The following is a 25,017-nucleotide window of genomic DNA, read 5'->3' as shown; positions in this document are numbered from 1 at the left end:
TATTGTTTTAGAGTTTAAATTGACAATAAAACCATGAACGCAGTCCTAAATCTTTTTTTTGTTTTACTTCTTTTATCATGTAATGGATATGCAACAACATCCAATACAATAAACAATGAAACAGTAGCCGCACCACCCAGTCATGACTCGTGGAACGCTCTATTAAAAAAGTATGTCGACGATGATGGCAACGTAGACTATGTTGGATTAAAAAACAATAGTACGGGTTTAGATGGCTATTTAAAGCAACTAGGGCAAAATCCGCCTTCGTCTTCATGGAGCAAAAATGAAAGATTGGCATTTTACATCAATCTATATAATGCGGCCACGGTTAAATTGATTTTGGATAATTACCCTGTCCAGAGTATTAAAGATATTCCAAATAGATGGAAAGAGGAATGGATTCCCTTAGGTGAGGGAACTACATCGCTCAACGACATAGAGCATAAAATACTTCGCAAAATGGATGAGCCGAGAATTCATTTTGCGATTAACTGTGCATCTTATTCCTGTCCAAAACTGCTTAATACAGCCTTCACATCACAAAATATGGAACGATTACTTAATAAAGCGTCCGTAGATTTTGTGAACGATAAAAAACGTAATCGCTTTGAAAATGGACAAGCGTATCTTTCCAAAATATTTAAATGGTACAAGAGCGATTTTACGGAAAAGACGTCACTTTTGGAATACATAAACACGTATTTGGATAATCCGGTCAATAAGAAGGCTAAAATTGATTATCTGGACTACGATTGGAGTTTAAATGAAGCAAAATAACAAAATGGGAATCAGCATCATTATTCCCGTACTCAATGAAGAAAAATATCTTGGAAAGTTATTGAAACACATCGCGTCCGCCAGTGGGCCAACAAATGTGGTCGAAGTTATTTGTGTTGATGGTCATAGTAAAGACAGTACAAAGGAAGTTGCCCTAGCGCATGGAGCAAAAATAATAAGTTCTGAAAGAGGGCGTGCCAAACAAATGAATATAGGCGCAAAAAATGCGAAAGGTGAAATTCTTTATTTTTTACATGCCGATACATTTCCTCCCGCTAATTTTGACACCATAATTCTACAGGCAGTGGTACAAGGACATGAATCAGGATGCTTCAGAATGAAATTCGACACAAAAAATCCGGTGCTACAATTTTTTGCCTGGCTATCCCGCATTAACCATACCCTTTGCCGAGGTGGCGATCAATCCCTATTTATTAAGAACAGTCGGTTTAAAAAGACAGAAGGATTCAACGAGGATTATTTAATATACGAAGACTCAGAATTTATACAAAGACTTTACCAACAAACCCGATTTAAGGTTTTGCAAAAAAGTGTTATCACATCAGCAAGAAAATACCGAGAAAAAGGATGGCTGAAAGTACAGTTCCATTTTGCAATGATTCATTTAAAAAACTATAGGGGTGCCGGTCCAGAAGAACTTTATAATTATTATCACAAAAACATACTCACTTAATTCCTTATCATGAAAACAAAAAATATCTTGTTCGGACTATTCGCAATCACTGTACTATTTGGTTGCAAGGAAAACGAGAAGAAAACAGTGTCAGCTTCAGAAGAAATAAGCAAAACAGTAGCACTGGCTACAGTTCCCGAGAACTGGGTAAAAAAAAGAGTTGAAAACACGAAAACAAGATTAACTGCATCAGAGGCAGGAAAAGTGGTATGGAATGCAATGGAAGCACATGGAGGGCTTGAAAAATGGTATGCCAATGGTCCGATTTCCTTCAGGTTCAACTACCAACCCTTGGATGGGAGTACACCAAGAGATACCTATCAATCGATAGATACTTGGAGAAGTAGGGCCAGACATTACCAAGCAGGCGATTCTACACAGCAATACGGTTGGGATGGTAAGAACTCTTGGGTCATTGCCAAAGACAGTACCTCTTTTGCCTACAATACCAGGTTCTGGTCATTAACACCTTACTTTTTTATGGCACAACCTTTTGTTTTGGATGGGAAAGGCGTTAATTTGGAGTTATTGCCTCAAAAAAAGTATAAAGATAGTATTCAAGATGTGGTGAAAGTTACATTTGATGCAGGTACAGGAGATGCACCAGATGACTACTATGTTCTTTATTTTGATACGCAAACGCATAAATTGACCGTTATCCGATATATTGTTTCGTATCCGGGCTATTTTGAGAAGGGAAAACATCTTCCGGAAAAATTCATGACTTTACATGGAGAACAAACCGTTGAAGGCATTTCATTTCCAAAAACTTACAAGACACATTGGTTGAAAGAAGATGAAACTGCTGGCGAGCATATCACCAACATAACTTTGAGCAATACTGAGTTTAAGCCAAATTTGGAATCCGATTATTTTAATGTTCCAAACGAAGCCAAAGTAACCGAAGGATTGTAAAATCAATCCTCAATCTTTAAATCCGCATAATCCTTTAGAATACCACTGGCAATCCAATTAGTAAACGACTTCTTGTCTGAACGCACAGGTATAGTGCCTTCCATTGATTTTTTAGAAGCATTGGTTATCACCATGAGGCTTAGTGCAGGCAATGTATTTTTGGCCAAGAAAAGACTGGTATCATCTTTAAAAATCATATCGGCATCTTTATAAGAGCGATTGGAAATACTGTTTTTCTTGAAAGCATTTTGAATATTATTGGCCAATCTATGACCTTCTTTACTTTTTTCGTGATGATAGACTGCTACATCAATATTCCCATTTGCTATAAGACCATTTGCCCTTATCATTAACAATCGCTGGTATTTTCCAGAATTTTGCAAATAGCGCTTATTTATGGTTTCAATATATCCGCCCATTTGGGCTGCACCTGTCAATTCTTTGCCTTCAGAAAGTGTTTTGTCACGTTCAATAATGTACACTGTAGCGCCCTGTACCATAAGTTCTTTTGCCAAGTTTTCCACTACAACACTTATAAAGCCTTTTTTTGCCTCATCTTGGTTCTCCGCGATTAAATAGTAAACAGCATCTTTGAGCGCTCTGCTCTTTAACGACATATTGGCAAGCTCCGTATCAAAAATAGGAGCTTCGGTCGTTTTGCCAGCCTCCATTTTTACACCTGTATTCTTAAAAGAATCCGAAGCATTAGGAATACTATACTCCCTCCCTACATGCAACATACTCCCATCTTTGATGTTCTTTGCATTGATCGTAATGAATTCTTCGTAGTATTTGGCAGGACTCAGCCCTTGTTTTCTTAGGATTGAAAAAATACCGTCTCCCTGTTCTGCTATCACAGTTTGATTCTCTTGCGCCAAGAGAATCGAAGATGCGCAAACCCACAACAAAATTGCTTTTATTGATTTCATAATCAGTGTTATTGCTGGGATGCAGCACAAATATGGGAAAAAACAATGAGAAACCTAAGTTGGAGTCAAAAATACTGGCCAATTCCAAAAACAACTCCTTTAGCAGCTTCTTTGGTTACGCCGTGCCCATAATCAATCCTAAAAATTGCGTTGAATATTTTCTTGTGGATAAAACGAATTCCCAAACCTGGATAAATTCTCAAATTCTGTTTGTCACCAAAATCACCAAAGTCACCTCCAGGATTCCTCCAGCTCCCGCCATCCATAAAAACGTTTCCCTGCAAAACAAACCAATCTTTTTCATACAGTGTATGTCGGTATTCAGTGTTCAGTACAATTGCCGCGGTACCTCTGTCTATAAGATTTCCCACCCCCCTAATATTCAAATTATTGTCCACTGCAAATGGGGCGAATGGCGTATCCAAGTTACTTGAAATTCCCAATCTGAGCCTTGTAGCCCAGTTTCCTTTGGAACCTATTCGTTTGAAATAGGAAAAATCATTGAATCCAATCCAAAATGGCGGCAACTGTGTGTTGGTACTTCCAACATATTGAAGATTTAAAACACTTCTAAAACCTTCCAAATATTGGTAATGATAGCGAAGCCCATCATAGTTATAAATCAACTTGAACAGATGTTTATCCACATTTAATTCCTGCGGAACGGAAGGGTCGGTGCTCCCAAAAAGATATTGATAATCCTCAGTAAAAAAATTGATGCCAAATTCAAATCTATTCTTAAAATTAAGTTGATACAGCGCCAATAATTCAACAGACTCGTTATTGTAGCGATAATCCGCAGTGCCATTATCAAGAAAAACAGGTTCTTGTGTTGTTAGATTTTGATAGCTAAACGCAAGACCCAACTTACGTCCCAAAATGTAGGGCGCCCTAATATTGGCACCGTACGAATCAAAAATATCTTTTTGATAGAAGCCTCCCAGTGTAATATTTTGTCCAAGCGCATTAAATTCCTGCAGACCTATCCTGTAAGCAAACTCTTCATTGTTGGAAGTATATACGTTTGCAAAAGGAATGAGAGTGAAGTTTTCTTCCACCCCATACGTCACTGTACAACCTTCAATTTCGTCGTCTACAACTTGAAAATAGGCATGTGCAATGGAAGGCAGCCTCTTTAACCTATATATATCCTCATCTATCTGAGAAGAATCCAGCTCCGTGCCCAGCTTTAGTTGAATCACTTTTTCCAAAAAGGAAGACTTGGTCTTTTCATTCCCTTGAATAACAATTTTTGTTACTCTTTTGGTTTGTGCCGCAACGGATAAACCAACTAATGTGATGAGCAAAAAAAGACAAAGTTTCTGAATCACAGGTTCTTTGTAATGGTTAGTTAATTGCTTTGTCTACAATGAACCATAAAAATTACGAATAATTTTTTCCGCCGGTTTGTTTTGTGGGGTAAAACGGTTATCCTTTTTACCACCGGAATCGGAATGATGGATAAACCATTTCCAAACAAAACCTCCTGCAAACCAGTCTTCACTCCAAAATTCATCAAAAATAACCTGTGTGGCATCTGCTTGTGCTTCAAGATTTACGGTCATATCATATTCATCGACCAACCATGGTTTTTTGGCGGTGTAGTCCATGCTACGGTATCCAAATTCGGTAAAAAGAACTGGACGGTCATATTTATTGGCATTTGTTGTTAAATCAGTTTTCCACTTTTTCCATCCACTGGCCATTTCTTCTTTGGTCGGAAATTTTTCATCCGATAAAGGAAAATAGGCATCGACCCCAATAAAATCCAGTTTGCTCCAAAATGGGGTTCTACCATATTCATCCCAATTGGCGGCATAGGTGAGTTTTCCCTCGTACACCTTTCTAACTTTAACGATCAACTCGTTCCAAAACTCTGGTCGGTTCTTTACAAATTCCTCCAGTTCTGTACCTATGCAATAGATTTCGCATTTGGTTTCTTGGGCAAGTTTTGCATAGGTCAAAATAAAATCACTATAAGTCGTTTCGAGTGTTTCCCAGTCTTTTTCCGATTTCATGGTCATGTCTCCTGTAAATTCACCCTTCCAAACCCAGATTTGGGGTTTTAGCATAATTTTTACTTTGTTTTTTTGGAGGAGATCTATGTATTGTTTGGCACCCTTTCTGGTTTCACCGAACCATTGCCTATCCGTGTTGAAAATTACATTTGGAGAATGTAGGTTCCTAACAAAACCAAAGGGCATAACCGCTGCGTAGTTGGCGTGTACGCCGAGTAAAGGATTCACTTGATCTTGTGTGACCTCCTCTCTTGAACCAACAAAACTCAAACCATTTATTTTTTCAGCTTTTTGACTGTTACAGGATAGTTGCAAGAGGCACAAAAAAAGGAGCCCTAATCTTTTCATAGTTAAAAATTAAGACTCCTAAAATAACCTTTTAAGGTTTAGGTTTAAAAAATAGCCCTCAAACCTATGTTAAATGTTTCGCCAAGTCCCGTGTCATTTCCCCGGACGAAATTGGTATATAGTCCCTCAATGTTCAACGCATCCGTTAACTGATATTTAAGACCTCCACCCACTGCGGTAAAGTCTTGTGAAAACTCATTGCCTCCCAAATCCAAAAGTTGCGAGTGCTGTGCCAAAACGAGAACCGTAAACTTAGAGCTTGGAAAATAGCTTAAAAATACCCCTGGTGTTAACCGCAAACTGTTGTTTGCAAAACTTTTGAGCTCATCCCCAAAGTTAAGTTCAGAATTGATTTCAGAAAAAATCTGCCATTTGTCACCCGGGAAAACATGGTCGTAGAAAAATCGGTTTTGCCATATGAACCCGTTTTGGTCAAGAAAAACCCCATTCTCGGTTTCATTATCGACCAACGGAATGAAAAACGAACTCTGAATCGAAAAATTACTGACAGAAGCAAAAGGAACAAATTTTACCGATGGAGCTATAGATGTAAAGCCTGAACGTGCAGAACCTTCTTCACCACTAAATTGAAAAACATCTAGAGCTCCACCACCTCCAACAACATTGGACCTGAATTCGAAAATTGCCCCAATATTCCATCTTTTGTTCTCACCGATTCCAGTGTATGCTTCCAGCGTGGATGTAAAAAAGGTATTTCTGGGGATATCGCCACTAAATGTATCTTCGGTTTCTGTATACAGGTTATTGAACCATTTAAGATCCCATTGTCCTTTACCTATAAGTTTTGAAGGCGTATATTCTTGGATATTGCTTCGCCCTTGATCACCGTCGTCTTGAGCTGTTACATTAAAAATGGTTAGGCACAGTGCTACTGCAAGTGTTACGTATTGTAAATTTTTCATGATTTCTAGGTATATTATTTTAAAAATTTATTTGGTTTCGTTCAAAGTCCAATCATAAGGGTAATAAGTCACTTTGGCTTTGTCCTCTATTTTTTCTTTTCGATATCGGTTTATAAAATCCACTAAACTTTTACCGCCTTGGGTAAAATCACCTTTGTACCATTCAAATATCTGGGAAACACCTACTTTTTTACCTTTCAATCTTATGAAGTTTGGATTGTTCAAAGACAGTTCCGTTTGCTTTTGTAATTGGGCATCTAAAGTATCGGGTAAATAGGCTTTGTTTATTATTGGTGGACAACCCAAACCAGCACATACCAATACAAAATGAAACCGGGCCTCCTCTGGAAAATTAGCTCGCAATAGTTTATTCTCTATATTGTTCAGCGTTATGTTCTCACCTCCAATTTTATGTTTGATTTTATCAAAAAAACCTACTTTGTCCAATGGCGATTTTAGGGGATAGTTATCCACAATTCCTTTTATAACGGATAAATTGTATCCGTTTATCCAAAAAGCTTGATAGGTTTTGGCATCAGATTTTGAAACAGAAATACTTTCAGCCATTGCAACGAGTTCATTTAAATCGGCTGCATTTGACTTTATAGCTGCATATGCAACTTTGCCATCCTTGACATAGGTATTTAGAAACATATTGGTTTTCTCAAAAAAAGCGTCGGTAGTTTGTGCAAAGCCCAAATGAACCATAGTTATCATAAAGAAGGCTTGCAATGCTATTCGTGATTTCATCTTTTAACTTTTAAATGGTTAGACTGGGGCTTATGTCGAAGGCACTCCCATCAACATACAAAACCAAGGTGTATTTTATGAAATATTTAAGAAATTGTAAATCAACGATTTGAACGTTCGATTTTTTAAAAACAACCTTACACCCAGTCACTAATTTAAATTACTTCTAAATTATGTTTGCCCGTTAAGTTCTTATATTTATGAACGACCCATCAAAACAACAACCAATACATCCATGGAAAATATTGTAATCATCGGAAATGGAATTGCAGGCGTTTCGGCCGCAAGACATATTCGAAAACTTTCCGATAAAAGAATCATCATAATTTCTGCAGAAACGGATTATTTCTTTTCAAGAACTGCTCTCATGTACGTATATATGGGGCACATGAAATTTGAACACATTCAACCTTACGAGAATTGGTTCTGGGAAAAGAACAGGATAGAGTTGGTTAGAGGTTATGTTACCCATGTGCAAACAAAAGAGAAACAATTATTAATCGATGGCTCAAGAGCGATTCAATATGATAAATTGATAATCGCCACAGGATCCAAACCAAATAAGTTTGGTTGGCCAGGCCAAGATTTACATGGTGTACAAGGACTATACTCCAAACAAGACTTGGATTTATTGGAAGTGAACGCGCCCAACAAAGAAACGTGCAAAAGAGCTGTAATTGTTGGTGGTGGCCTTATTGGAATTGAATTGGCAGAAATGTTACGAAGCCGAGATATTCCAGTTACTTTTTTGGTACGGGAAAACAGTTTTTGGAACGGCGTTCTACCCAAAGGAGAATCACAACTGATCAATGAACATATTGAAGAGCATCATATAGACTTACGACTTGCGACAAACTTAAAAGAAATTGTAGCGGACGAGAACGGTAAGGTCAAATCGGTGATTATTACAGAAACGGGAGAAGAGCTACCATGCGATATGGTCGGTCTTACGGCTGGAGTGACTCCCAATATTGATTTTCTTAAAGATTCAGGCATTGAATTAGGTCGTGGCGTAAAAGTGAACCGATTTTTAGAAACCAATGTAGCGGATGTTTATGCTATTGGGGATTGTGCCGAACAACATGAAGCTATTGGCAATAGAAGACCTATAGAAGCGGTTTGGTACACAGGTAGGATGATGGGAGAGACCGTTGCACAGACTATTTGTGGAAACAGGATTGAATACAAACCAGGACATTGGTTCAATTCTGCCAAATTTTTAGATATAGAATACCAGACCTATGGATGGGTTTTTTCCGAAAGGAGCAAGAAAGACCATGAAGAACATTTTCACTGGAGACATGCAACGGAGAAATTATGCGCAACAATAGCTTTTGATAAAAACAGTAATCAATTTCTGGGCATAAATACCTTCGGCATACGAATGCGTCACGAGATTTTTGATAGATGGTTGACCGAGGAAAGAAGCATTGATCATGTCATCGAACATTTGAGAGATGCCAATTTTGACCCCGAATTCTATAAGAACTACGAGCACGAAATCGTATCTAAATTCAATAGCGATTTTGGAAAATCCATCAAACCAAAAAAGAAGAGCGTTAGACGTATTTTCAACTTAAAACCTCAACACAACTAAACAACAATAACAGATTTGAATTTGAGATTTGAGCTTGAATTTGAAACTTGAACTTAAAAAATATGAGCACTTACGATAGAAGCATGGCCTTAGCAGGTCAACCGCCTAAGGAAATCAGTAGAAATCAAAAAATAGCCACGCTTATTGGTCTGTCGGGCCTGGCGATCATTTTATTGGCAGCCTTCAATGTTAGCTTTCCCAACAAAGCACTGTGGCTTAGTATTTCAATGGCTGCCATTACTACTGGAACAATTTGGTTCTCTTGGGAAGCCTATTCGAAAAAACTTCCTGGGATAAAAAACGATGGTGTTTGGTTCAAATCCATTTCAAGCCAAGGCTTTTGGGGGTGGATAGCTGGGATAGCCTTGACTGCATTTTATATTGTACTTTATTTTTATCCAGAGTATTTAGGTTTGGTAAAAGATGGTGAAAACAAAGGTGTCATTGCTCTTTTTGACCCGTTAAGCAGAATGCTCAGTGGAAACCCAGCAAGCCAATGGTTTGTTTATGGAACGCTATATACCGTTGCCATTCTAGCCTTTGGAATCAAGTTCATGTGGAAATATCGCCATAACCGATATGAGCGAATACGTACCATGAGCGTGATGTTCTTTCAAACGGCCTTTGCATTCATTATCCCCGAGTTGATGGCACGTTTAAATGGTGACAAAATTCTAAATGGGGGAAGCTTGCCATACTACGATTTAAAAAACGTTTGGCCCTTAAACTATTACAATTTTGAAGGGTATCGTATAAAGAGCTTTTTGAGCTCTGGTGATATCGGATTCGCCTTATTGATTTTTGGTATACTTTCCGTTTTTGTGATTACGCCTATCCTCACCTATAAATATGGTAAACGATGGTATTGCTCATGGGTCTGCGGTTGTGGCGGTCTGGCAGAAACTGCAGGGGATTCTTTTAGACAGCTAAGCGATAAAACCGTAAAGGCATGGAACATAGAACGCTGGGTAGTCCATAGTGTGGTTGTTTTTGTAACCTTGATGACGACAGCAGTAATTTATTCTTACTTGGGTACAGATACCAGCAAGTACTGGCTTACCAAAAGCACCTTTTTAATTGGTGTAGCTGTATTATTGACCGTTGTTTTTACACTGGTAATGGTATTTAAGCGCAAAGAACTTCAAAAAGATGCACAGTACGGCGCTATTGGGTATTTTGTAATTATAATGGCACTTATTGGGATGCATTTTTTCAGTGGGGATGGCAATGTCTTTTTATTCAAATCGGAAACACTTCGCAAATCCTATTCATTTTTAATAGGAAGTATTTTTTCTGGCGTAATCGGTACAGGTTTCTATCCAATTTTGGGAAATAGGGTCTGGTGCAGATTTGGTTGTCCCATGGCAGCAATGATGGGTTTTCAACAGCGGTTATTTTCAAAATTCCGAATTACTACGAACGGAGGCCAATGCATTTCCTGTGGTAATTGCTCCACGTATTGTGAAATGGGTATCGATGTGCGCGCCTATGCACAAAAGGGAGAAAATATTGTTAGGTCTAGCTGCGTAGGTTGTGGTATTTGTTCTGCCGTATGTCCAAGAGGAGTGCTAAAATTAGAAAACGGACCATTACAAGGCCGTATCGATAGTAACCAAGTTTTATTGGGCAATGATGTTGATTTAATGACACTTGTGAACAAAAAATAAGATGTTACGTTTTAGTTTTCTGTTTCTTTTGGTATTCTTGGTCAACACCAATAAAAAGTACCATCGTGAATATCACAACAATGGTATTCTTAAAGCTCAGGGTTGGAAGGTTGGTGATTCCAAGGAAAAATTCTGGAAATACTACTTCTCCAACGGTAAAATCATGGAACAAGGCCATTATAAAATGAATTTGCGTGAAGGCTACTGGTATTTCCACGACGAAAATGGGAAACTTGAAATGGAAGGTCATTTCAAAAAGGGAAAAAAAGTAAAATGGTGGCTTTTCTACGACGAAAATGAAAAAGTGGATCATAAGTGCCAGCTACAAAATGGCGTTAAAAACGGATATTGTCTCAAGTACGTTGACGAAGAATTAAAATCTGCGGAGAAATACAAAAACGGAAAAAAAATAAAAGAATGGTTTAGCTTTAGCGGTTTCAAAAAAGAAAATAAATTGTCCGATTTAAAGTAATGGCAGATATTAAAGTCATCATTCCCGCAGTAAATGAAGCGGATTCCATAGGAAAAGTTGTGTCCGAACTTCCAAAATCCGTCTCGGAAATTATAGTCGTGGACAATGGATCTACCGATAGCACCGTTATTAATGCAGAAAAAGCTGGAGCGACCGTATTAACGGAAAACCAACGCGGATATGGCTTTGCCTGTTTAAAGGGAATGGATTACATAGCCAAACAATCCAAATCACCGGATATCATCGTATTTATCGACGGAGACTATTCCGATTATCCCGAAGAGCTGGATAAAGTAGTTGCTCCAATCTTAAATGACAATATGGATTTAGTAATCGGTGCACGAAAAAAGGAACTACGGGAACCAGGCTCAATGACATTCCCCCAAATATTTGGCAATGAACTGGCCACATCGTTGATGCGCTTATTTTTTGGAGCAAAATTTACCGATTTAGGTCCCTTTAGAGCTATCAAATACAATAAGCTCAAAGCACTGCAAATGCAGGATAAAACATATGGTTGGACAGTGGAAATGCAACTGAAAGCCATACGTAAAAAACTGAACTACACAGAAGTACCAGTACGTTATAAAAAGAGAATAGGTGTCTCAAAAGTTTCAGGAACCATAAAAGGTGCTATATTTGCAGGCATAAAAATTCTAGGTTGGATTTTTAAATACAGTATTAAATAATATGGGACTTACCATCGCTTTTATTATCATCGCTATTTACAGTACGGCCTTAGTTTTAATTTTTTGCTACAGCTTGGCCCAGTTAAATCTTTTGGTTAACTATCTCAGCAACAAAAGAAAGAACGAAGAGGCACCAAAATTCAATCTCTTAGATCCAAAAGAAATTCCATTTGTCACCATTCAACTTCCCATCTACAATGAAGAGTATGTTATGGAGCGCCTTTTGGAGAATATCTCGAAAATAGAATACCCAAAAAGTAAACTGGAAATCCAGGTCTTGGATGACTCTACAGATGATACGGTTATTGATACGGCCAAAAGAATCGAAGGGCTCCAAAAAACAGGACTAGACATCACACACATACGCAGAGAGAACCGACAAGGTTTTAAAGCAGGTGCCCTAAAAGAAGGTTTAGAGATTGCAAAAGGTGATTTTGTCGCCATTTTCGATGCTGATTTTCTTCCTGAAAGCGATTGGTTGAAAAAAACAGTTCCTTATTTTAAAGATGAAGAAATAGGTGTTGTCCAAACAAGATGGGGTCACATTAACAGAGATTACTCAACACTTACAAGAATACAGGCATTTGCGCTTGATGCACATTTTACGCTTGAACAAGTAGGACGTAATTCCAAAGGGCACTTTATCAACTTTAACGGTACTGCTGGAATCTGGAGAAAAGATTGCATTTTAGATGCAGGGAACTGGGAAGGAGATACACTAACGGAAGATTTAGATTTAAGCTACCGTGCCCAGTTGAAAAATTGGAAGTTCAAGTACTTGGAAGATGTTGAAACCCCGGCAGAGCTTCCCGTGGTCATCAGTGCTGCACGATCGCAACAATTCCGTTGGAACAAAGGTGGTGCTGAAAACTTTAGAAAAACGGTTTGGAGTGTAATTACCGCCAAAAACATTCCTTTTAAAACAAAGTTTCACGGCGTAATGCACTTATTGAACAGCTCTATGTTCCTGTGTGTTTTCATCGTTGCGCTTTTAAGTATTCCTATGCTCTATATCAAAAATAGCTATGGTCACTTAGGGTGGGTTTTTGAGGTAACAAGTTTCTTTATTGTAAGTACCATTATCCTCTTCATTTGTTACTGGTTTACCTATAAAAGTATACAGGGCAGTGGATTTGATAACTTTATAGATTACATCAAACTCTTTTTTACGTTTTTCTCCGTAGCATTGGGCTTTTCGTTGCACAATACCGTTGCTGTTTTGGAAGGACACATGGGGAAACGTAGTGAATTTGTGCGAACACCAAAATTTAATATCAATAACCTAACAGATAGCTGGAAAGGCAACAAATACTTGGCCAAGAAGTTATCACCAAACATGATTTTGGAATTTGCGTTGATGATCTATTTCTTATTTGGCATGTACAGTGCTGTGCCGTTAAATGATTATGGACTCTTTCCTTTTCATTTGATGTTGTTCCTAGGTTTTGGTTTTGTCTTCTTTAAATCGTTGACGGCAAAAGCGTAGTTATTTTATTTGATAACGAATCGACAGCATATACACGCTAGGCAAGCCCCAAGAGATATTTAAACTCCAAGAACCAAATTCCAAAGTAAGGATTCTCTGAAAAATTCGTGTAATTTGTGTCCATCCATCCCAACAAAAAGGACATGGCTAGCTTCACCAATGCGATTAAACACGTTCTTCTTTGTACCTTTCTAGGCACGTAAAACTTATATAGTTTGATGGTATAACATCGAATTGACCTACATGGAAGAGAAACCACGTTTAGCAAGATTGACAGCCATATTAACACAATTACAGTCCTCTAGAATTGTAACGGCCAAAACACTTGCGGACAAGCATAACGTTAGCATTAGGACAATTTATAGGGACATACGGACTTTAGAGAAATCCGGGGTGCCCATCATTACCGAAGAAGGTAAGGGATATAGTATGATGGAAGGCTACCAACTGCCACCTGTAATGTTTACAGAAGATGAAGCCAATGCGTTGATTACCGCGGAACAGCTCATTCTTAAGAACAAGGACGCTTCTTTTGTCCAGAATTATTCCGATGCCATTCTAAAAATAAAGGCGCTGCTAAAGGGTTCGCAAAAAGACAAGGCAAGTCTTCTCAAAGACCGAATCTATTTTACCGATAATTTTTCACGCCAAACAACAAGTAGTTATCTTATGCAGATTCAATCGGCATTGACAAATTTCCAAGTCTTAAATATTGAGTACCTCTCCTTGGGCAATAAATCCACCAATCGAGATATAGAACCCTTTGCTTTATACAGTACCCAGGAAAAATGGTTGCTCATTGCGTATTGCAGGCTTCGCAAGGCGTTTAGGGTATTTCGAATCGACCATATCCAAAAAGTCGCGAATACTTACGAAGTATTTGAATCGCACAATATGAGTTTGGAAGAGTATTATAAGTCGTATGACAGATATAATGGAAATGATTCCGACTACAAGAATCAATAAACTTTAATGGCACTTATCGATTAGGATATGCTCCGTTTCAATGAGGTATATCGTCAGATATTGAGTACAAGTTCAGTACTGATATATGAAGTTCAGGAATTTTGGCCTATAAAGGAATTCCTATATTGATACATGCGTGTTACGAGCTAAATAATTTCAACCACCCCTGACACACCCTTGTCATAAACTGGTTTTAATTTTGTATAAACCTTAAAAATAATCATCATGACAAACACTAAAAAAGACGCATTGACCATTGTTGGCATAGCGGTAAGAACTTCAAACAAACCTGGTAAAGGAGACAAAGATATTCCGCAATTGTGGGGAAGGTTTATGGCAGAAAACGTGATAAACCGTATTCCAAACAAAGTGGACAACACCATTTATGCCATATACACGGATTACGAAGGAGACCATACCCAGCCCTATACCATAGTCATAGGTTGTAATGTTCACAGTTTGGATAATATTCCCGAAGACTTTACCGTAAAAATGGTTCCTGCATCGAACTACGCACAGTTCACCGCTAAAGGAGACCTGACCAAAGGTGCCGTTATCAATACCTGGATGGAAATATGGAATACAGATTTGAAACGAACTTTTACAACTGATATTGAAGTCTATGATGACAGAGCAGTAGACCCAACCAATGGTGTAGCCGAAATCTTAGTGGCCACAACCTAATATTCATCTCATCAGAAAACGAACAGTCATGAAAAACAAAACCCGTAAAATGCATCAGTTCGAGTTTTTCAGTCTGGCAGACCGTACGTCTGTCGGACATAAACTCAGGGACGGAACAAACCAAAGCCCGGAAGAGTATCGAGCAACTAGATTAAAGCAAAAAAGATGGTTCTCCATACACTTTATCCAAAAATCACCTTGAAAATCAAGGGAAGTGATAATTTATCGATAAAATCATTGGTATCATTGGTGGAGACTAAGCCGAGTCTAAATATCGTTTGAAAGAAAGCAAACTTTGGTATTTGGATAAGGTTTTACTCCTTCTTTTTACCCAATCCCAGCACATAATCCACAGTTTGTTGTATAGCATCACTATCACCGTCATACGTATAGTTTATTGCAATACTGCAATTGTATTCCGGAATATGCATAAAAACAGTACCCCAGAAGCCCGTATGTAGGTATGCTGTTAAGCCGGTTTTTTCACCAACAACACTGGTAAATCCTAATCGTTGATTCGGAAGTGCTTCTCCGTTGGCCGAGTAATCCTTTTTTAACAACATAATGTCCAGTGTATCCTCTTTTTCGAATATTCTACCATTAAATAAGGCCTGAAGAAAAAGAGTTAAATCTTCCGTGGTCGATACCAAGCCACCCCCGCCATAAAGATCAACAGAGTTATCCCAATTGGAAGCATCCAGTTCGCCCATATATCGTTTTACATTGTTCAAAAGTCCTTCTGGACGTTCTTCAAGACTTTCCAAATATGTAGATGACATCCCCAATACATCAAAATTCAAGAGCGTTCGCAAACTTTCCGCAAGACCAGAATTGGTTTGTCGTTCCAAAATTTCACCCAAAAGAACGTATCCCGTATCACTATAGTGCTCTTCTTGACCTGGGGGAGCATGTGGCTTTCCATGATCCATGGCAAACTTGATTTGCTCGGTGCGTGTCCATCGTTTCTTTGGATCCTTTCTTGCCTCAGCGATATACTCTTCCCCTCCTACCGCATAATCATAAAGTCCACTCGTATGATTCAGGCAATGGCGCACCGTAATGCTTGCGGGTGCATAGCCCCCGTCCTGCAACAATTTGATATGAGCATTAGAGATATATTTAGTAATGGGGTCTTCAATTGAAATACGTTGCTGTTCGTGAAGACGCATAATAGCTGCGGCCACAAACACCTTGGTCACACTTGCAATTCGGAAAGGTTGTTTCGCATGTAAAGGCATTGTTTTTTCCTTGCTGTCAAAACCACTGCTCCCGGTAAAATCAATTTGGAGTTCGGGAGACTTTACACTCGAAGAAACTCCAATAATCGTATTGCTTTTCTTCTTACAGGCCTTGTCCAAAATCTTCTGTAAAGCTATGTTGTGATCTTTGACTTGGGCATCACAATCTAAGGGCGCAAAGGTTGACGCTGCCAAAATCAAAACTAGTAAACCGTGTTTCATTGATATTTTTTTCGCAAAGATTGGTATTTGGGATAAAGCTACATTGTAAAAATTCGTCAACTATAATGAGGGCGTAGTTTTATGAAACTGGGCATTTGAACCAAAGCTGATGGAGTATTCCCCGTAAACCTTTTCATTTCTTTGATAAAATGGCTCTGATCATAGTATCCATATTGTAAAACATAATGCTGCCAATCTTGGTTCTTTGTTGTTGAAAGTTCGCGGAGGACTTTTTTGAAACGCTGCAAGGTTTGAAAAGCTTTTGGGGTCAGTCCAGTTTCTTTTTTAAAATAACGTTCCAAGGTTGAATACGAGTAGCCCGTGGTATGCATAATAGTGCTCAAATCACAATCTGTACTTACCTCTTGCGACATTTCGACAATAAATCCTTCACCTTCCTTTCGGTAACGTTGTGCAAACCAGCTATCCAATGTACAAACCAATAATTCCGGGACACACGTTTTCAGATAATCATTCAGTTTTTGCATTCCAATACCGAAAACATCTTCTGTAAACGCTACCGAGTTCTTCATAATGATATCAGCACCAACCCGAATAAATGGCTTTAATGATGAAAGTGCCCTGGACTTAAACTTTACTACAATGCAACGTTTCAAAGCTGAAAAATCAATATGTACCTTTTCATGGATAAAACTAAAGAGAAGACTTCGGTTCGACCTGAAATTTTCGCCTTGGTATGAAAGGGAATAATGTCCCTCAAGCACAATGATCATATCAGGGGTTATTCCCGGATAGGCATACATGTGCGTGCTATTCAATGTTAATAGGTCGGCACTATTCAGAATCCAATAATGGTCAATATGTCTCTTTACTTCTGGTAGCTGTGGTTCATAAACCATGAGGGCAAGCTAATCATAAAAATATTAGATTATCCTATTTGGGATAATTTTTGTATTTCAATAGGTATTGCAAAAGAGGTTTTATCAAATAGCGAATATGCAGTAGTTGTAACTGTAAAATAATTAGCCCTGTAAGAGTACATATATGCTCTTCAAAAGACCTATTTTAGTATTTTGCAACGCTAAACAAAAGATGTCCAATCGATTTTCAATATTCTGGAAACCTTATGGTATACCAGTACTACTAGTAATTCTGAGTTTACTTCTCTATTACATTTTTGCTTACAACTTGCAACGCGAGGATTTTCCAAAACTTATCGTACTCTTCAGTGCTCTCTTTTTTTGCTACTACCTGATTCTCCAATCTAAAAAGTTGGACTCTAAATTGCTATTGACCTTTGGGATTCTTTTTCGTCTGGTCTTTTTAATCACCGAACCCAATCTTTCTCAAGATTTTTACCGATTTATATGGGATGGTGAACTCATTAAAAACGGAGTAAACCCATACATTCACTTACCAAATACGCTCATTTTAGACCCTGCCCTGCCTATTGCAAACGCTCAGGAGTTATATGCTGGAATGGGTGAATTGAGTGCAAAACATTTCAGCAATTATCCACCTGTAAATCAATTCCTGTTTACGCTTAGTGCCTTTGTGGGCAATGGAAGTATTCTAGGCACCATCATCACTATGCGCTTGTTCATCATACTCGCGGACATAGGTATCTTATATTTTGGCAAAAAATTACTTCAGAAGTTGAACCAGCCAAGTCATATGATATTTTGGTATTTTCTAAATCCATTGGTCATTCTGGAGTTGACAGGCAACCTTCATTTTGAAGGTGTAATGTTGTTTTTCTTTATTTGGTCACTATATCTAATCAAAACAAGTAAATGGTTTTTGGGCGCTCCAATATATGCCATAGCTATACTGGTAAAACTTGTGCCCGTTCTATTTTTGCCGCTGTTTCTTAAATATTTTGGATTCAAGAAAAGTATTGGATTTTACATTTTGACAGGTGCAACATGCCTTGTTTTATTACTCCCTTTTTACAACAATACTTTTATCAATAATTATTCGGAAACGGTTGGACTTTGGTTTTCCAATTTTGAGTTTAACGCTGGTATGTATAACCTAGTCAAAAAAATAGGAGTTACGTATTTTGATGCCAAACCTTGGGAATTGATTAAGGTATATGGAAAAATAGTTGCATTTTCCACAATAATCGGAGCACTCCTGTTAACATTCTTTAGAAAAAATCAACAGTTTGATACATTGGTTGTTTCTATGCTGGCATTGCTTTCTGGGTACTACTTTTTATCAAGCACCTTGCACCCCTGGTATATTGTGTACTTGCTGGTCCTTTGTGTTCTTACAAACTACAGGTATCCTATCTTATGGTCATTTGTGGTAATATTGAGCTATTATGCCTATTCCAATCCCGAGTATCAAGAAAATCTTTGGCTGTTGGCCATTGAATATATTTTAGTCTTTGGCTTTTTGATTTATGAAATAGCCGTTAAAAAAGACAAAAAGTTATATTTCTTCAAAAAGTTAAGGTCATTCTAGGTCAGTTGGAATTTATTTGTACATTTATCACATAATGAAAGGACAAAACCACATACTATCTACACAGAGCTACATTGCTCCAGTACGTCCATTCGCTCCACGCCGTCGCCCGTAAGGGTGCACATAACTTATGGAATTAGGTGAGTCCATTTCCGCAACAACCACACAAATCTTAATTATTTATCAGTTTTAAAAAGCCATGCAATGAAAATTGTAATTGCTAACGAATCCCATTATAAATACGCGCAAATCATAAGTGACACCATTACCGAATCTGCAAAAGTTCGAGGTACCGGTATTGCACAACGTACGCCCGAGTACATTATCAAAAGACTACAGAATGGCAATGCGGTAATCGCTTTAGAAGGTGAAAAATTCGCTGGGTTTTGCTATATCGAAGTATGGGGCAACAAGAACTTTGTAGCGAATTCTGGATTAATAGTACATCCTGACTTTAGAAAACAAGGACTCGCCAAGAAAATCAAAAAAGCGGTGTTCGAGCTATCCAAAGAGAAGTTCCCAGATGCCAAAATCTTTGGAATAACCACTGGCCTACCCGTAATGAAGATGAATTATGAATTGGGCTATAAACCAGTAACGTTTTCAGAATTGACGGATGACCCAGAGTTCTGGAAAGGATGCCAGACTTGTAAAAACTTCGATATCCTTACAAGAACAGAGCGTAAAATGTGCCTTTGCACAGGAATGTTATATGACCCTGATGCAAACAAATACAAATCAAGAAAACTGAACGGAAAAGCCTTTCAACGGTTAAAAGAAATGAAACAGAACCTTTTCCTTAAAAAGAAAAATAAATAATGATTTCCCTGGATGCTGAGCGAAGTCGAAGCATAAAGGGGCATAGAATCTAAGATGTAGAATAGATTCCTGCATGTGCAGGAATACCAAAAAAACCAAATGAAAAAATTAGTTTTAGCCTATAGTGGTGGCCTGGATACTTCATACTGTGCCAAATACCTATCAAAAGAAGAAGGATATGAAGTCCATGCCGTAAGTGTAAATACTGGGGGGTTTTCAGAACAAGAGATTCTGAACATCCAACAAAAAGCGTTGGAATTAGGAGCAAAAACCTATACTTCGATTGATGCGGTTTCCAACTTTTACGATAAAGTAGTCAAGTACCTCATCTTTGGAAATGTACTTCGAAATAATACGTATCCCCTATCCGTAAGTGCAGAACGAATTGTGCAGGCCATAGAGATTGTAAATCATGCTAAAAAAATTGGAGCTACCTCCATCGCCCATGGCAGTACTGGAGCAGGGAACGATCAGGTAAGATTCGATATGATCTTCCAAATATTGGCCCCAGAAATTCAAATAATAACACCGATTCGGGACAATAAACTATCAAGGGAAGCCGAAATTGACTATCTGCAACATAACGGGATTGACTATTCTTGGGAAAAGGCAAAATACTCCATAAACAAAGGATTATGGGGCACTTCTGTTGGTGGTGAAGAAACCCTGACTTCACACCTACCGTTGCCAGAATCAGCATTCCCAAGTCAATTGGAAAAAGAACTCCCTAAAGAAGTTAAACTAACTTTTGAAAAAGGAGAGCTAATAGCAATTGATGGTGAATCTGCTTCACCTGTTGAGAATATTGAAAAACTGGAAGCTGTCGCTTCCAAGTATGCCATTGGAAGAGATATTCATGTAGGTGATACCATTATCGGCATAAAGGGGAGAGTAGGTTTTGAAGCTGCCGCATCGCTCATCATTATAAAAGCGCACCATTTGCTGGAAAAGCACACCCTGAGCAAATGGCAACAATACCAAAAGGAACAATTGGGCAACTTTTACGGTATGCTTTTGCATGAAGGAAATTATTTGGACGACGTTATGCGGAATATTGAAGCTTTCCTAACGGACACCCAGAAAAAAGTATCGGGCGATGTGTACATCACACTCCATCCTTACCGATTTGAACTCAATGGAATCTCTTCAAAACACGATTTAATGAATGCCTCTTTTGGCAGCTATGGTGAAATGAACAAAGGTTGGACAGCAGACGAAGCCAAAGGGTTTATCAAAATCCTTTCAAATTCAGGGAAAATAGCTAACCATGTAAACCAAAAAGATGATTAAAGCAGGAATTATTGGTGGGTCTGGGTACACGGGCGGTGAATTGGTACGGCTTTTATTGAATCATCCTCAAGCTGATATCGATTTTGTTTACAGTACAACACGTGCAGGACAACCTATTACCACTACCCATCAGGATTTATTGGGATTGACGGATTTAAAATTTTCCGGTGAGGTAAAACCGGATGTTGATGTAGTTTTTCTTTGCTTGGGCCATGGAAATTCCACCAAGTTTTTAGCAGAAAACAGTTTTGAAGCACGTACTAAAATCATTGATTTAAGCAACGATTTCCGGTTACAAAAAGATGCTGAATACAATGGAAAGGCATTTGTTTATGGCCTTCCCGAATTGAACAAAGAGAAAATAAAAACTGCGGCTGCCATTGCCAATCCCGGTTGTTTTGCAACCGCTATACAATTGGCCTTGTTGCCCTTGGCCAAAGCGGATATGCTACAGAACGATATTCATATAAATGCGGTAACAGGGAGTACAGGTGCAGGTGTTGGCCTATCATCAACTTCCCATTTTAGTTGGAGAAACAACAATGCTTCTTGGTACAAACCTTTCACTCATCAACACTTAGGGGAAATTGGAGAAAGCCTGAATTCCTTTGGAAACAAAACCGCAAAGCTCCATTTCTTGCCCAATCGGGGTAATTTTACAAGGGGTATTTTGGCTACGGCCTACACCAATTTTGAAGGTTCATTGAATCAAGCAAAGGAACTTTATAACGAATTCTATTCAAATGCCATCTTCACACAACTTTCAGGAGAGGCCATTCATTTAAAGCAAGTGGTGAATACCAATCAATGTCATGTTCACTTACACAAGCACGAAGATATTTTATTGGTAACCTCAGCAATAGACAATTTAATCAAAGGTGCATCGGGACAAGCGATTCAGAACATGAATCTAATGTTCGGGTTTTTTGAAAACACGGGTTTACAACTAAAAGCAGGAGTTTTTTAAAAAGAAAATTATGAAAATAGCAATCATAGGAGCGGGAAATTTGGGTTTGGCCATTGCAAAGGGAGTTTTACACAGCAATGGCGCCACGACCATGTACTTGACCAAAAGGAACACTACAGAAATTATGGATTATGAAAAATACGGCAACGTCACTGTTACCTGGGACAACCGTGAGGCCGTAAAAAAATCCGATATCTTGATTTTTGCAGTACAACCTGGACATTTTTCAGATATTCTTGAGCAAGTAAAAGATTTACTAACAGAAAAACATGTGGTAATCAGTACTATAACAGGTTTCAATATTTCCAAAATAGAGGAGATTATTGGTGCAGATAAGTACATCATCCGTAGCATGCCCAATACCGCTATTTCAGTAGGGAGTTCCATGACATGCCTTTGCAGCAACGAATTTGGAAAAAAACGAATTGACCTTTCCAAAGCCATTTTTAATCGAATGGGACATACATTGGAAATTCCCGAAGAACAGATGCAGGCTGCGACGGTAATCTGCGCAAGTGGTATCGCTTTTTGGATGCGCCTGATTCGAGCAACTACCCAGGGAGCAATTCAGTTGGGTTTTGATGCCAAGGAAGCCCAAGAACTGGCAATGCATACCTGTAACGGTGCCGCAAGTCTCTTAATAGAATCTGGAAGCCATCCCGAAGAAGAGATAGATCGGGTTACGACACCGAAAGGATGTACAATTTCCGGATTGAACGAAATGGAGCACCAAGGACTAAGTTCTTCACTGATACGGGGAATAGTCACTTCTTTTGAAAAAATAAGCCAAATCAGAAAAGGATGAAAAAACTCAAACACAAGAATCAAACTCAACCCTATAGCTACAGAATTGTATTTGATATTTGAGTTTGAACTTGACACTTGAACTTGAATTTGCACTTGATACTTAAACTTGAACTTTAGATGAAACTATTTGATGTATATCCTTTATATGACGTCACCCCAGTATCTGCCAAGGGTATTGAACTAACAGATGATAAGGGCAAAAAATATCTCGATTTCTATGGAGGCCACGCCGTGATTTCCATTGGACATTCCCATCCCCACTATGTAAATAGGTTAAAAGAGCAATTGGACAAGATTGGATTCTACAGCAACTCCATCCAAAATCCAATTCAAAAAGAGCTTGCTTCCGTTTTGGGAAAAGCCTCAAACTGTGAAGCTTACAACCTTTTTATGTGCAATTCGGGCGCAGAAGCCAATGAAAATGCTCTAAAACTGGCATCCTTTCATACCCAAAAATCCAAGGTAATCGCCTTTAACAACAGCTTTCATGGAAGAACCTCAGCTGCAGTTGCCGCTACGGACAATCCCAATATAAATGCACCCATAAACAAACAGCAAGAGGTTACTTTTCTTCCTTTAAACGATTTTGAAGCCTTTGAAAAAACAGTGAATTCGGACGAGTACTGCGCCGTTATCCTAGAAGCAATTCAAGGAGTTGGCGGCTTGGATGAACCCACAACTGAATTTTATCAATTCATTGCCGAAAATTGTAAAAAGAAAGGGATTGTCCTCATAGCGGACGAAGTACAATCGGGATTTGGGCGAAGTGGAAAGTTTTTCGCCTTTCAACATCATTTGGACACTGAGCGGAGTCGAAGTGTACAACCCGATATTATTTCTATTGCCAAAGGCATGGGAAACGGTTTTCCCGTCGGTGGTATTCTAGTACATGAATCCTTTAAAGCTTCTTACGGTCTCTTGGGAACCACTTTTGGCGGCAATCACTTGGCCTGTACAGCAACCTTGGCCGTCTTAGAAGTTCTGGAACAAGAAGGTTTGCTGGTAAATGCTACCGAGTTGGGCAGCTATTTTAAAGAAAAAGCCAAAGCATTTTCAGAAATAAAAAAAATAAAAGGCAGGGGGTTGATGCTAGGTTTAGAATTTGGGTTTGAAGTGGTGGATTTACGAAAAAGGCTCATTTATAAACAACACATGTTCACGGGAAGTGCCAAAAACAAAAAACTGCTACGGTTTTTACCCGCTCTGAATATAACCAAAACCCATATCGATTTATTTTTTGAGGGACTACAAAAAGAGTTGGGATGATATTTCGGCCAAACTCAACACTCCACCCTTCGACTACGCTCAGGGTATGGACTTTAACTAAGCTGAAAATGACAAAAAAATAAAATGAAAAACTATTTATCCATAAATGACATTGATTTCCTTCCCAATTGGGTAGACGAAGCGATTGCATTAAAAAAAGACCCCTATCAGTTTCAAGAAATGGGGAAGCACAAAACTATCTGTCTTTTATTTTTTAACAATAGTCTACGCACTCGGCTAAGCACTCAAAAAGCAGCCATGCATATGGGAATGGAAGTGATGGTAATGAATTTTGGAAGTGAGGGTTGGGCCTTGGAATATGAGGATGGAACTGTGATGGACCAAGGAAATTCGGAACACATTAAAGAGGCGGCCAAAGTGGTTTCCCAATACTGTGATATTATCGCCATAAGGGCGTTTGCAAAACTCGAAGACAGAACAAAAGATGAAGCAGAAGAAGTGCTCAATGGTTTTAGCAAATACGCATCCATTCCCGTAGTAAATATGGAAAGTTCCATAGCACATCCATTGCAGGCGCTCGCTGATGCCATTACCATTGCCGAAAACAATACCAAACCAAAACCCAAGGTGGTATTATCATGGGCTCCACACCCAAAAGCATTACCGCATGCAGTAGCAAACTCGTTTGCTGAGATGATAAAAAAGCAAAACGTTGAATTTACCATTACACATCCAAAAGGATATGAACTAAATCCGTCAATTACGAAAGGTTGTGATATTGAATATGACCAAAATAAAGCTTTGGAAGGTGCTGATTTTGTCTATGTAAAAAATTGGAGCAGTTATTCAGATTATGGAAAGGTACTATCACATGATAGCCGTTGGATGATGACCAAAGCTAAGTTGGGAAATGCAAAATTCATGCATTGTCTTCCCGTGCGAAGAAATGTAGTGGTTGAAGATGCCGTATTGGATGGAGAACAGTCTTTGGTCTTGGAACAATCTAATAACAGAACGTTTGCGGCCCAAATCGTCTTAAAAAAGATATTGGAAAACAGTAATGTTCCCTCTCCCAAAGGGAGAGAATAAAGGAGATAAT

General features: G+C 38.6%; 25 protein-coding genes. 18 read left to right on the top strand and 7 right to left on the bottom strand.

Annotated elements, in window-relative coordinates; all coding sequences use genetic code 11:
* Positions 1-33: 33 nt before the first annotated feature.
* From LV716_RS10405 to LV716_RS10395, 3 genes are read left to right on the top strand one after another with little or no spacing between them, the layout of a single operon-like run.
* Positions 34-780, top strand: coding sequence for a DUF547 domain-containing protein (locus LV716_RS10405; protein ID WP_163417674.1), 747 nt, complete (start codon positions 34-36; stop codon positions 778-780).
* 4 nt (positions 781-784) lie between these two features.
* Positions 785-1,474: a TIGR04283 family arsenosugar biosynthesis glycosyltransferase gene (locus LV716_RS10400; RefSeq protein ID WP_233759107.1), complete on the top strand. Its 690-nt coding sequence runs from the start codon at positions 785-787 to the stop codon at positions 1,472-1,474.
* Positions 1,475-1,483: 9 nt separating this feature from the next.
* Complete coding sequence (locus tag LV716_RS10395; protein ID WP_163417672.1) at positions 1,484-2,389, top strand: DUF6503 family protein; 906 nt, start codon at positions 1,484-1,486, stop codon at positions 2,387-2,389.
* A gap of 2 nt (positions 2,390-2,391) precedes the next feature.
* Here LV716_RS10395 and LV716_RS10390 read toward each other — a convergent pair whose 3' ends face one another.
* The 5 genes from LV716_RS10390 to LV716_RS10370 all read right to left on the bottom strand — a co-directional run bounded on the left by LV716_RS10390 (position 2,392) and on the right by LV716_RS10370 (position 7,357).
* Positions 2,392-3,318, bottom strand: a complete 927-nt coding sequence (locus LV716_RS10390) for an N-acetylmuramoyl-L-alanine amidase (RefSeq protein ID WP_163417671.1) — start codon at positions 3,316-3,318, stop codon at positions 2,392-2,394.
* Between the two features lie 65 nt (positions 3,319-3,383).
* Positions 3,384-4,649, bottom strand: coding sequence for a POTRA domain-containing protein (locus tag LV716_RS10385; protein ID WP_370637385.1), 1,266 nt, complete (start codon positions 4,647-4,649; stop codon positions 3,384-3,386).
* Between the two features lie 33 nt (positions 4,650-4,682).
* On the bottom strand, positions 4,683-5,684 hold the full coding sequence (locus LV716_RS10380; RefSeq protein ID WP_163417670.1) for a glycoside hydrolase TIM-barrel-like domain-containing protein: 1,002 nt from the start codon (positions 5,682-5,684) through the stop codon (positions 4,683-4,685).
* 44 nt (positions 5,685-5,728) lie between these two features.
* Complete coding sequence (locus LV716_RS10375) at positions 5,729-6,607, bottom strand: hypothetical protein (protein WP_163417669.1); 879 nt, start codon at positions 6,605-6,607, stop codon at positions 5,729-5,731.
* Positions 6,608-6,634: 27 nt separating this feature from the next.
* Positions 6,635-7,357 (bottom strand): DUF547 domain-containing protein, encoded by a 723-nt coding sequence (locus tag LV716_RS10370; RefSeq protein ID WP_163417668.1) that lies wholly within the window; start codon positions 7,355-7,357, stop codon positions 6,635-6,637.
* Positions 7,358-7,592: 235 nt separating this feature from the next.
* On the opposite strand from LV716_RS10370, the gene LV716_RS10365 reads away from it, so the two are divergent.
* The 8 genes from LV716_RS10365 to LV716_RS10330 all read left to right on the top strand — a co-directional run bounded on the left by LV716_RS10365 (position 7,593) and on the right by LV716_RS10330 (position 15,120).
* Positions 7,593-8,954: an NAD(P)/FAD-dependent oxidoreductase gene (locus LV716_RS10365; protein WP_163417667.1), complete on the top strand. Its 1,362-nt coding sequence runs from the start codon at positions 7,593-7,595 to the stop codon at positions 8,952-8,954.
* Positions 8,955-9,016: 62 nt separating this feature from the next.
* Entirely contained in the window at positions 9,017-10,621 is a 1,605-nt protein-coding gene (locus tag LV716_RS10360; protein ID WP_163417666.1) for a 4Fe-4S dicluster domain-containing protein, read from the top strand.
* A gap of 1 nt (position 10,622) precedes the next feature.
* Positions 10,623-11,093 (top strand): toxin-antitoxin system YwqK family antitoxin, encoded by a 471-nt coding sequence (locus LV716_RS10355; protein ID WP_163417665.1) that lies wholly within the window; start codon positions 10,623-10,625, stop codon positions 11,091-11,093.
* Positions 11,093-11,782: a glycosyltransferase family 2 protein gene (locus tag LV716_RS10350; RefSeq protein WP_163417664.1), complete on the top strand. Its 690-nt coding sequence runs from the start codon at positions 11,093-11,095 to the stop codon at positions 11,780-11,782. Before LV716_RS10355 ends, LV716_RS10350 begins: the two co-directional genes overlap by 1 nt.
* A gap of 1 nt (position 11,783) precedes the next feature.
* Complete coding sequence (locus LV716_RS10345) at positions 11,784-13,268, top strand: cellulose synthase family protein (protein ID WP_163417663.1); 1,485 nt, start codon at positions 11,784-11,786, stop codon at positions 13,266-13,268.
* Positions 13,269-13,511: 243 nt separating this feature from the next.
* On the top strand, positions 13,512-14,234 hold the full coding sequence (locus LV716_RS10340) for a YafY family protein (RefSeq protein ID WP_163417662.1): 723 nt from the start codon (positions 13,512-13,514) through the stop codon (positions 14,232-14,234).
* Positions 14,235-14,459: 225 nt separating this feature from the next.
* On the top strand, positions 14,460-14,918 hold the full coding sequence (locus LV716_RS10335) for a GyrI-like domain-containing protein (protein ID WP_163417661.1): 459 nt from the start codon (positions 14,460-14,462) through the stop codon (positions 14,916-14,918).
* A gap of 28 nt (positions 14,919-14,946) precedes the next feature.
* Positions 14,947-15,120, top strand: a complete 174-nt coding sequence (locus LV716_RS10330; protein WP_163417660.1) for a hypothetical protein — start codon at positions 14,947-14,949, stop codon at positions 15,118-15,120.
* 112 nt (positions 15,121-15,232) lie between these two features.
* On the opposite strand, the gene LV716_RS10325 is transcribed toward LV716_RS10330, so the two are convergent.
* Both LV716_RS10325 and LV716_RS10320 read right to left on the bottom strand, forming a co-directional pair.
* Positions 15,233-16,378, bottom strand: coding sequence for a serine hydrolase (locus LV716_RS10325; protein ID WP_163417659.1), 1,146 nt, complete (start codon positions 16,376-16,378; stop codon positions 15,233-15,235).
* 56 nt (positions 16,379-16,434) lie between these two features.
* Entirely contained in the window at positions 16,435-17,238 is an 804-nt protein-coding gene (locus LV716_RS10320) for an AraC family transcriptional regulator (protein ID WP_163417658.1), read from the bottom strand.
* 373 nt (positions 17,239-17,611) lie between these two features.
* On the opposite strand from LV716_RS10320, the gene mptB reads away from it, so the two are divergent.
* The 7 genes from mptB to LV716_RS10285 all read left to right on the top strand — a co-directional run bounded on the left by mptB (position 17,612) and on the right by LV716_RS10285 (position 25,007).
* Positions 17,612-18,808 (top strand): polyprenol phosphomannose-dependent alpha 1,6 mannosyltransferase MptB, encoded by a 1,197-nt coding sequence (gene mptB / locus LV716_RS10315; RefSeq protein ID WP_317167639.1) that lies wholly within the window; start codon positions 17,612-17,614, stop codon positions 18,806-18,808.
* Between the two features lie 204 nt (positions 18,809-19,012).
* A complete protein-coding gene (locus tag LV716_RS10310; RefSeq protein ID WP_163417656.1) occupies positions 19,013-19,627 on the top strand; it encodes a GNAT family N-acetyltransferase in 615 nt (204 codons plus the stop codon).
* A gap of 99 nt (positions 19,628-19,726) precedes the next feature.
* The gene (gene argG, locus LV716_RS10305) at positions 19,727-20,917 is read left to right on the top strand and encodes an argininosuccinate synthase (RefSeq protein WP_163417655.1); all 1,191 of its coding nucleotides are present in this window, start codon (positions 19,727-19,729) and stop codon (positions 20,915-20,917) included.
* A complete protein-coding gene (argC, locus tag LV716_RS10300) occupies positions 20,910-21,884 on the top strand; it encodes an N-acetyl-gamma-glutamyl-phosphate reductase (protein WP_163417654.1) in 975 nt (324 codons plus the stop codon). The genes argG and argC overlap by 8 nt, the downstream gene beginning before the upstream one ends.
* Positions 21,885-21,894: 10 nt before the next feature.
* Entirely contained in the window at positions 21,895-22,689 is a 795-nt protein-coding gene (gene proC / locus LV716_RS10295; RefSeq protein ID WP_163417653.1) for a pyrroline-5-carboxylate reductase, read from the top strand.
* Between the two features lie 119 nt (positions 22,690-22,808).
* The gene (locus LV716_RS10290) at positions 22,809-23,957 is read left to right on the top strand and encodes an aspartate aminotransferase family protein (RefSeq protein WP_163417652.1); all 1,149 of its coding nucleotides are present in this window, start codon (positions 22,809-22,811) and stop codon (positions 23,955-23,957) included.
* Between the two features lie 84 nt (positions 23,958-24,041).
* Complete coding sequence (locus LV716_RS10285) at positions 24,042-25,007, top strand: acetylornithine carbamoyltransferase (protein WP_163417651.1); 966 nt, start codon at positions 24,042-24,044, stop codon at positions 25,005-25,007.
* Positions 25,008-25,017: the final 10 nt, after the last annotated feature.

Source organism: Flagellimonas sp. HMM57 (genome assembly GCF_021390175.1).
In the GTDB taxonomy this organism is placed as follows: Bacteria; Bacteroidota; Bacteroidia; order Flavobacteriales; family Flavobacteriaceae; genus Flagellimonas.
This window is presented reverse-complemented; position numbering and strand designations above follow the sequence as displayed.